The organism is Blastococcus sp. KM273129, assembly GCF_021698995.1.
Classification (GTDB): Bacteria; Actinomycetota; Actinomycetes; order Mycobacteriales; family Geodermatophilaceae; genus Blastococcus.
This window is the reverse complement of record NZ_SSXB01000153.1, coordinates 1-2,093: the sequence shown is the minus strand read 5'-3', so window position 1 is coordinate 2,093 and position 2,093 is coordinate 1. Positions and strand designations below refer to the sequence as shown.

The following is a 2,093-nucleotide window of genomic DNA, read 5'->3' as shown; positions in this document are numbered from 1 at the left end:
CGAGCGGCGGCGGGCGAGCGCGGCGATGGCCTCGGCGCGCTGGGCGGCGTGCCGGGCCTCGCGGGCGTCGGCGGCCCAGATGTCGGCGACCAGTTCCAGATCGCTCAGCCCGCAGGCGTCGGTGTCGGGCACCCAGGGGACCGGGTCGCCCTCTTCCGGCGCGCGGGGTGGCTCACCGATGAACACACCCGGACCGTAGAGCGAGCCACTGACAGTTCTTGCTGGTCAGCGACTCGGTGGCAGGGTGCTGCCCACGCAGCCGCCGGGCCCGAGAGCCCCCGCCGTCGGGCAGCGAGAGCTAGGCGCCCGGGGAGCGCTGCTCGGGGAGCCGCTCGCGCAGCGGCTCGGCGGGCTCCTTGCCCGACGGCAGCAGCGCCCAGACGTGCTTGCGGCCGGGCCGCTGCTCCCAGCCGTAGTCGGTGGAGAGCTGGGCCACGAGGTGCAGGCCCATGCCGCCGAGCGCCGGGTCCCGGTCGACGGCCGGCACCGGTGGGCGGTCGGGCGCCTCGTCGCTGAGGTCGAGCAGCCAGCCCGCCGGCCCGGCCACCACCAGCGCGCGCACGTCGCCCCCGCCGTGCCGCAGCGCGTTGGAGGCCAGCTCCTCGAACACCAGGAGCAGGCCGTCGCGAGCGTCCTCGGTCGAGGCGGCGGAGACCGAGGGGTGGGCGATCCGGGCGCGGAGGTCGGTGCGCACCCGGGACACCACGTGCATCGCCTCGAGCTGCCAGTGCCAGACGTCGCCCGGGACGGAGGGGACGGGCGCGGACGGCCACGCGTCGTGGGCCTGCTCGTCGGCCATCTCGTCCTCTCGCGTCTGCTCCGCACGGCGCTGCCGGAGGCGTCCCGGATCGCACCATCCTGACCGATGCGGGCGCGGCGCGCGAAGGGGGGCGAGCCGAGGGGGGCCCACCAGGCAGACTGTGCCGGTGGACGACGTGCTGCGCGAGCTCAGCAAGGTGGCCCTGGGCGACCGGGAACTGGCCGACGTGCTCGGTGAGATCACCGCCATCGCGGCCCGGGCGATCCCCGGCGCGGAGGCGGTCTCCACCACCCTCATCCGCGGGGAGAAGCCGTTCACGGCCGCCTACACCGGCGAGATGGCGCTGATGGCCGACGAACTCCAGTACGCCGAGGACGGCGGCCCGTGCGTGGACGCCGGGCGCGGCGGGGTCGTGCTGCGTGTCGACGACATGCGCACCGAGGAGCGCTGGCCGCGCTACGTCGCCCGGGTCCGCGAGACGGAGGTGCGCAGCTCGCTGTCGGTCCCCCTGCCCTACCAGGGCTCCTGGATCGGCGCGCTCAACATCTACTCCACGCGGCCGGAGGCGTTCGCGACGCCCGAGGCGCTGGCGGCCGGGCTGGAGACGGCGGAGGTGATCGCGGTGGCCGTCGCCAACGCCGATGCCCACGCCCGCCTCGCCGACCACGCGCGCAACATGCGGGTGGCGATGGAGTCGCGGGCGGTGATCGAGCAGGCGAAGGGCGTGCTCATGGCCCAGCAGCACGTGGACGCCGAGCAGGCGTTCGAGATCCTGCGGCAGGCCTCCCAGCGGTACAACCGCAAGCTGCGCGACATCGCCGTCGGCATCGTGGAGGGCACCCGGGCGCGCTGATCAGCCGTCCAGCCGGGCCAGCCGGGAGACCAGGAACTCCACGGCGGCCGCGCTGTCGACGGTCTCGGCCACCTCGACCGCCGTCGACGAGCGCGACACCGCCCGGCGGTCGACCAGGGTCTGGCCGCGGCCGGGGCCCGCGGTGGTGTCGACGACGACGTCGCGCCGCACCGTCCCCAGGGTGCCGGGCGCGATCGCCTCGGTGAGCGCCAGGGCGTCGTGCACCACCACCCCGGCGACGCCGTACGCGTCCCGCGCGTGGTCCACGTACTCCTGGAGGATCGCCGCCGCGCTGCGACCGACCGGCCCCGCGCCGGCGAAGCGGGCGATCCCCTCCTCGGTGAGCACGGTGGGCAGGGTGACGTCCAGCCCGACCAGCACGGTGGGCACCGCGGAGGAGAGCACCACCTGGGCCGCCTCTGGGTCGGACCAGATGTTGAACTCGGCGGCGGCGGTGACGTTGCCGCCGCGCCCGGCCGA

The 2,093-nt window shown here is 75.7% G+C and carries 4 protein-coding genes; 1 reads left to right on the top strand and 3 read right to left on the bottom strand.

The features are described 5' to 3' along the window. Both E9565_RS21755 and E9565_RS21750 read right to left on the bottom strand, forming a co-directional pair. Positions 1-186 (bottom strand): hypothetical protein (locus E9565_RS21755; protein WP_236828433.1); only part of this gene is annotated, 186 nt, incomplete at its 3' end. Positions 187-298: 112 nt separating this feature from the next. Beyond that, positions 299-799, bottom strand: coding sequence for an ATP-binding protein (locus tag E9565_RS21750; RefSeq protein WP_236828858.1), 501 nt, complete (start codon positions 797-799; stop codon positions 299-301). Positions 800-926: 127 nt separating this feature from the next. On the opposite strand from E9565_RS21750, the gene E9565_RS21745 reads away from it, so the two are divergent. Continuing rightward, on the top strand, positions 927-1,613 hold the full coding sequence (locus E9565_RS21745) for a GAF and ANTAR domain-containing protein (protein ID WP_236828859.1): 687 nt from the start codon (positions 927-929) through the stop codon (positions 1,611-1,613). On the opposite strand, the gene E9565_RS21740 is transcribed toward E9565_RS21745, so the two are convergent. Then, the coding region (locus E9565_RS21740; protein ID WP_236836711.1) for a nucleoside hydrolase at positions 1,614-2,093 on the bottom strand (480 nt) is incomplete at its 5' end.

Excerpts from the sequence above, each read along its gene's own strand:
- E9565_RS21750 (WP_236828858.1), bottom strand. The coding sequence starts at position 799 with ATGGCCGACGAGCAGGCCCACGACGCGTGGCCGTCCGCGCCCGTCCCC.